A 6705-nucleotide genomic window follows, 5' to 3' on the forward strand; every position below is an offset into this window, starting at 1 on the left:
AAGCATGATCTCCGGCAGCGGATATTCGACCTTCCAAGCCTGCCGGGGGGCGCCGAGCGCCGAGAAATGGTCGATCAGGGATCGACCGGAGGTGTCCTTGGCAGTGTCGTCGGTCATGGGAGGCCCTCGCCGTTTCGGGCCTCCCTTGAATCACAGCAATATCCGCGCCGATACCGGCCCCCGCCTCAAGCGATTGCCCTGGACAGGCGGCAGGACAGCTTGATCTCTGCCAAGTTCAAGGATAAACGCCCGTTACACTCGTGCGTTTCGGCCGCGGGTCCTTCGGGAGGCACATCTTCCTTCCGACTGCACCGCCCGATCCGCCTGACGGAAAATGTCGGGACGGCGAATGCCGAATTCTCGTTCGATCTTCGGTCGGATGCGAACTTTGAGCCGAAACTACCATGCCAATCGATGTGCAATGTGTGTATGGGAACGAGCACGTTCCTCATCTCGAAAGAGTTCTGATTCCCTCCTTGGTGCGCGCGTCAACTCAGGGGGTCACGTTTTACTGCATCAACTATGACGGGCGGTCGGGACACTGTGTTCGGCAATGCCAAGTCGGGCACGTCGATGTTGTCCCCCTTCCAAATACCACCGGCAGGACCTGTGGGTTTGCGGAATCGCACAACCTTTTGTTCGCAAAACGTCCTCGGTCGGGCTTCTTTGTCATGGTGAACCCGGACTGCATCGCCCAGAAGGGCTCGCTCGACGTTCTGGCCGCCCGCTTCCGAGCGATCGGTGCCTCTGCTGGCCTCGTCGAAGGGCGGCAATGGCCTTTCGAACACCCCAAAGAGTACGATCCAGAAAGTGGTCGCACGCCTTGGGCGAGTGGGGCGTTCGTGCTCGTCAACGACACCTTCTACGAACGGGTCGGGGGAATGGATGAAGCCTATTTCCTTTACACGGAAGATGTGGATCTGAGTTGGCAGGCTTGGCTGAACGATTTCGAGGTCGTTTACGAGCCACGTGCCGCCGTCATCCACTTCAGTGGAGGCGCGTTTTATCGGAGTGACTTGGTGAGCAGAGAAGAATTCTACTCACTACGCAACTTCATCGGCATCAACAGCAAGTTCTTTGGGCCCCACGGTGAGGAGAGTGCCCGTACCTTGGCGCAGCGGTTCGGTGACCCGGCATTGGTTCGCCAAGCCATCCGCTCGTACGAGCAGGAGTTGAAGCCTCGCCTGAAGCTCCGAGCGGATGGTGCCGTTCACCATCCCATGATCAAGGTGCTCGGCCTCAATCAGTTTCATGAGATTAGAGCGCAATGATCTTTGTCGTGGCTCGATCCGAGGCATCGAAACAACGTTTCATCGAGAGGAATCCGCACATTGCGGAGCAGTGTTCCTTCCTGTTGAACGAGACATCGTATTTCGAAGTTATCAACCGGGTCGTCGAAGAAGCCGAAGACGACTTTCCATTGATCGTTCACGACGACTTGTTCTTTCCTAAAAAGTTCGCCACGCTGTTGGAGCAGTTGATTCGCTGCCTGGAGGGGCGTTGGCCAAACTGGGGAATATGTGGCAATAGTGGGATGCTTGCATACGGTGTCGGCCCTAGCGTCACTAGGGTCGTCCGATACATTTCCGACCCGCACGGCGGAGTGAATTGCCAAGGCATTATTTTTCCCGCTCAGTCGATCGATGGTAACGTCATTTTATTGAACCGAAGGCGCTTGAGAGAGCGCGCGGTCGTAGTACCTTCTTTCCCGGGATTTCAGCTTTACGACCTCTCATTGGCCGTCGAGGTTTTGAGGGCCGGACTTTGCGTTCTGATATCGCCCTCGCTGGCCTGTCATCACGACAGCGGTGGAAGCCAAGCGATGTTCGATGCCGCTACCGAAACGACCTGGGCGAAAGAGTACTTCTCGCAGAGGATTACCAACAAGGCGCTGGCCACCATCAACGGGTGTATAAGCTTGCCTTTCGATCCGAGCTTCGGGAGCGGCAAGATCGACCTCGAGATGCAGTCTCTTCGTAACGCCACGATCGGGCGGAATACGAAAAAGGTGGCGATCGTCGTCCGAAGCTTGTTCAATAGACCTTCCCTTTTGAGAAGGGCGCTGGAGACCGTTCGATCTTTCGTGATTGCGGCTGGTCCGGCAGTTCGCTTCGAGGTCGCTGTCGCGACGCACGACGACCTCACTCCACCGCCCTGGGTGGAAGAATATGCCATTGTCCGCAAATTTCGCACGAACGGGCTTCTGGATACCAGGGCGCTTTTGGTTCGCGCGAGCGTCGAGACTATCGATGCTGATTATTTCTGGTTCGTCGATGACGACGACTGGCTTTTCCCGAATGAAGCAGAGAGAATCGCCAGCATCTTGAACATCAGTGAGCCACCCGCCGTCGTGTTCATGGACTCTGCCCACTTTCTCGAAGAAATTGAAGAAGACGCCGCACCGATTGGCGGCAGATACGTGGGCAGACTTTCGAGAAGGTTCGAGGCCAAGAACTGGCCGCTCGGGTTCGGTGGGGCGAATCACATTCCTTTCTGCGGGTTCGTTTTTCATCGATCCGCCATAGAGGACGTCCCGTTGGACGACCTTACACTCTTTGAAGATTACGCCATTCAGTTGTCCGCACTCAATCGACCCGAGTGTATTCAGTACACTGTGGAGAAGTTGGTCGCGGGAATTTCGATCAGAGCGAGCGGAAACACCGTTACTCTCGAAGATCGAACGGCATGGGACAGATGCGCAGCCGAAGTGACGTCGATGATGGCGGCGAGGCGTCTCATGCCGGGGATTTTCGCCCTTGGCAATCTCACGCCGCCCCCAGTTCCAAGCGAAAGACCGCCGGAGCAATGCCGTCTTTCCCGGTCGGAACAGAAGCTCTTGCGAAACTACAGAGCTTTAAAGCGAGGCATTCAGCGGGTCATCGACGGAATGAGAAGAAAGCGGGCGAAGCGTAGGGATGGTGACTGACCGACGATCCTCCGGTGCCGAAACGAGAATGCCGCCTGCCGAAGATCATCGGAGTTCGGCAGGTGGAGCGGTGAGGTCCTGGAGGATGAAGCCGGACCCGGTCTGAGCTTTGCTGACGAGTCGCCCCGTGAGCGCATTTCCGGGTGAATTGGCGTCACCGTGAGCCGGCGATGTGCAGGAGAAGTCGAATTGGACGAGCTTTCGCGAGCACGCGGTCATTTGGACCATCTGCGGCGACTCGAGGGTGAAGCGATCGGGATCATCCGGGAAGTCGCCGCGGCGTTCCGCCGGCCGGCAATGCTGTATTCGATCGGCAAAGATTCCAGCGTCGTGCTCCATCTCGCCCGCAAGGCGTTTTACCCCGGCCGTCTTCCCTTTCCCGTCGTGCACGTCGACACGACGTGGAAATTCCGCGAAATGATCGAGTTTCGCGACCGAACGGCACGCGAGTTCGGCCTCGACCTGATCGTTCACGTCAACGAGGAAGGTTTGCGCGCCGGGATCAATCCCATTCGCTCCGGGTCCGCCGTTCATACGCGGGTTATGAAAACCGAAGCATTGAAGCAGGTTCTCGACGCCCACGGCTTCGATGCTGCGATCGGCGGCGCTCGCCGCGACGAAGAGAAGTCGCGTGCCAAGGAGAGAGTGTTTTCGGTTCGCTCTGCGAACCATACGTGGGAGCCACGAAACCAACGGCCCGAACCGTGGAACTTGTACAACACCAAGCTCGGCCCAAAGGAGTCGATGCGGGTGTTCCCGCTGTCGAATTGGACGGAACTCGATGTGTGGCTGTACATCCGTGCCGAAGGTATTCCTGTCGTGCCGCTCTACTTCGCAGCCGAACGACCGGTCGTAAGACGCGATGGAATGCTGGTAATGGTCGACGACGACCGACTGCCGCTGGCTCCGGGAGAAGTGCCCGAACTGCGCCGCGTTCGGTTCCGCACGCTCGGATGCTATCCGCTGACCGCCGCGATCGAGTCCGATGCGGCTACTTTGGACGACATCATCGCCGAGATGCGAGCCACGCGAACCTCCGAGCGGCAGGGACGCCTGATCGACAAAGACGAAACCGCCTCCATGGAACGCAAGAAGCGCGAGGGCTACTTCTGATGGAGCAGCGAAGTGGTGATGCGCCAGCGGCGACCGAGAAAGCGGTCGCCTTGGGGCAACTACGGTTTCTCACCTGCGGCTCGGTCGACGACGGAAAGTCGACCTTGATTGGTCGTCTTCTGTACGATTCGAAACTCGTCTTCGACGATCATCTCAGTGCTCTTGCGCGTGACTCCCGGCGCTACGGAACGACGGGCGACGACGTCGATTTGGCCTTGTTGCTCGACGGTTTGGAAGCAGAACGCGAACAAGGCATCACCATCGACGTTGCATACCGCTACTTTGGAACGCCTTTCCGATCGTTCGTCGTGGCCGACGCTCCTGGGCACCCGCAGTACACGCGAAACATGGCCACGGCCGCGTCGACATCGGACCTCGCCGTGCTTCTGGTCGATGCACGAAAAGGGCTCCTCGACCAGACCAAGCGCCACACCATACTTTGCAGCATGTTCGGCATCCGCCATGTCGTGCTGGCGATCAACAAGATCGACCTCGTCGGTTTTCAAGAGGCCGTTTTCTTACGCGTTGCATCCGATTACGCCGAGTTCGCATCGCCGTTCGGGTTCGCCACGCTGGAACCGATTCCAGTTTCGGCTCGCTTCGGCGACAACGTGACGAGGGCAAGCAACCGCATGCCCTGGTACTGCGGACCGACCTTACTCGAGCATCTCGAGCACATCGACGTGGAGAGTGACGCCGTCGAAAAGTCATTTCGATTCCCTGTTCAGTGGATCAACCGTCCAAACTCCGAGTTCCGAGGCTGTTCGGGAACGATCGCCTCGGGTCGGGTGATCGTGGGAGAAGACGTCGTGGTCCAACCGTCTGGCCATGCCGCACGGGTCGCGCGGATCGTGACGGCCGACGGCGACTGCCGGGAAGCGTCTGCCGGAGAAGCGGTCACGCTCGTATTGTCCGAAGATCTGGACGTCGCACGTGGCGATCTGATCTCCGCCTGCGACGCGCCTGCGCCGATCGCCGATCAATTCGCAGTCCACCTCTTGTGGATGGGAGAGGAGCCTCTGTTACCGGGACGCTCGTATTCGATGCGAATCGGAACGCGCTGGACGGCCGCATCGATCACGTCGATAAAATACAAAATCGACGTCGGCACGCTCGATCATCTCGCGGCTCGCCAGCTCACGACGAACGAGATTGCAGTTTGCAATATCGTGACGCAGGTTCCTCTTCCGTTCGATCCGTACTCTGAGAACCGCGCCACTGGCGCATTCATTTTGGTGGATCGCTTCAATCACGCGACCGTCGCCGCCGGCATGATGGATTTTTCGTTGCGACGGGCGGACAACATTCATCGTGAAGTTCTTGCCGTCGACAAGGCGGCACGAGCTATGCTCATGCGCCAGCGTCCGCGCCTCGTCTGGTTCACGGGCCTGTCCGGTGCCGGGAAGTCGACGATCGCCAAGCTGGTCGAACAGAAGCTCTACGCACGCGGGCATCATACCTACATGCTCGACGGCGATAATATTAGGCACGGATTGAATCGAGATCTCGGCTTCACGGAAGCCGACCGCGTCGAGAACATCCGTCGCGTCGGAGAGGTCGGCCGGCTCATGGTCGACGCCGGTCTCATCGTTCTCTGCGCCCTGATTTCGCCGTTTCGCCAAGAGCGGCAAATGGTCCGCGAAATGATGCGGGAAGGAGAATTCGTCGAAGTATTCGTCGATGCTCCGCTGGAGGTGTGCGTGGCGCGCGATCCCAAAGGGCTCTACGCCAAGGCGCGCACGGGCATCATAAAGAACTTTACCGGCCTCGATTCTCCATATGATCGCCCCTTGAATCCGGAGTTGCACCTCGATACGACCGCCGGCAGGCCGGAAAACCTGGCCGACAGAGTCGTCGAATATCTGTTTCCGGGTTGACTCGAACGTGCGCCGTCGCTCGCTGGGACCTCCGGAACAGAAAATGAGTTCTCTGGCGAGACGCACGGCTGAAGGAGAAGATTGTGCTGGAGCCGATCCACGAGCAGGCGAGTGAACTGCCCCTGAGGATGAACGAAAGTCGGCGTCAAAGGCTTCCGGCTCCTGCCGCGCCGATGGGTGGTCGAGAGGACGTGTCAACGGGACATGGAATTCCCCCACTTTGGGCGCGCAAAATTCCCCATTCTGCGGGGTGGTGATCAGCCGATGGGGTGATCGGAGTCTCCGTTCTTGAGCGGCCGTCCCCAGCGCTTGGGCTGGGGCTGGAGCTGGAGTGGTGGGGTCGAACGAGGGCTCGGAGCGGACGTGCTCGGGCAGGAGGTCGGCGTGCTGCTGGAGCCTGTAACGTTGTCCGTGGAGTTTTCGGAAGTCGTTGACGGATCGGGGTGACCGCCGGTCGGCAAGTCTTCGTTTTTGCAGGATGGGCGGGCCGGGACCGTGGATTCCTTGCAAATTCGGATGCCGGATCGGAGCGATGGCGATTCCCTTGGTGGCGAGGATTCGCCTTTTTCGAGCGGGGTTTGTTGAGCCGACCGCGCGACGATCGCGAGGAGGGTATGTTCCGCCCGTCGCTCTGAAATGGCCTCCGATCCGAGCACCACTGGCGTGGCGTGCTTCGTTGGAATCTCGGCGGCTCCGTTCCTCTGATATCATGCCGCCAAACGTCTTGCCTGCGGCGTTTGCTAGTACTACAGTTGCGGATATTTGAATCCGCGCGACTTGTAATGCGCG

The 6705-nt window shown here is 58.8% G+C and carries 4 protein-coding genes; all 4 read left to right on the forward strand.

What is annotated here, in order from left to right:
• The first annotated feature begins 671 nt into the window (after positions 1-671).
• The 4 genes from A33M_RS22615 (at position 672) to cysN (ending at position 5916) form a co-directional block, all read left to right on the forward strand.
• Positions 672-1271: a hypothetical protein gene (locus A33M_RS22615; RefSeq protein WP_052027156.1), complete on the forward strand. Its 600-nt coding sequence runs from the start codon at positions 672-674 to the stop codon at positions 1269-1271.
• On the forward strand, positions 1268-2926 hold the full coding sequence (locus A33M_RS20640; protein ID WP_157223597.1) for a hypothetical protein: 1659 nt from the start codon (positions 1268-1270) through the stop codon (positions 2924-2926). The genes A33M_RS22615 and A33M_RS20640 overlap by 4 nt, the downstream gene beginning before the upstream one ends.
• 189 nt (positions 2927-3115) lie before the next feature.
• Entirely contained in the window at positions 3116-4039 is a 924-nt protein-coding gene (gene cysD / locus A33M_RS20645) for a sulfate adenylyltransferase subunit CysD (RefSeq protein ID WP_008391551.1), read from the forward strand.
• Positions 4039-5916: a sulfate adenylyltransferase subunit CysN gene (cysN, locus tag A33M_RS20650; RefSeq protein ID WP_008391553.1), complete on the forward strand. Its 1878-nt coding sequence runs from the start codon at positions 4039-4041 to the stop codon at positions 5914-5916. Before cysD ends, cysN begins: the two co-directional genes overlap by 1 nt.
• The last annotated feature ends 789 nt before the right edge of the window (positions 5917-6705 follow it).

Source organism: Rhodovulum sp. PH10 (assembly GCF_000293785.1).
Classification (GTDB): Bacteria; Pseudomonadota; Alphaproteobacteria; order Rhizobiales; family Xanthobacteraceae; genus Rhodoplanes.

Coding starts and splice junctions, on each gene's coding strand:
- cysN (WP_008391553.1), top strand. CDS start 4,039: ATGGAGCAGCGAAGTGGTGATGCGCCAGCGGCGACCGAGAAAGCGGTC.
- A33M_RS22615 (WP_052027156.1), top strand. CDS start 672: ATGGTGAACCCGGACTGCATCGCCCAGAAGGGCTCGCTCGACGTTCTG.
- A33M_RS20640 (WP_157223597.1), top strand. CDS start 1,268: ATGATCTTTGTCGTGGCTCGATCCGAGGCATCGAAACAACGTTTCATC.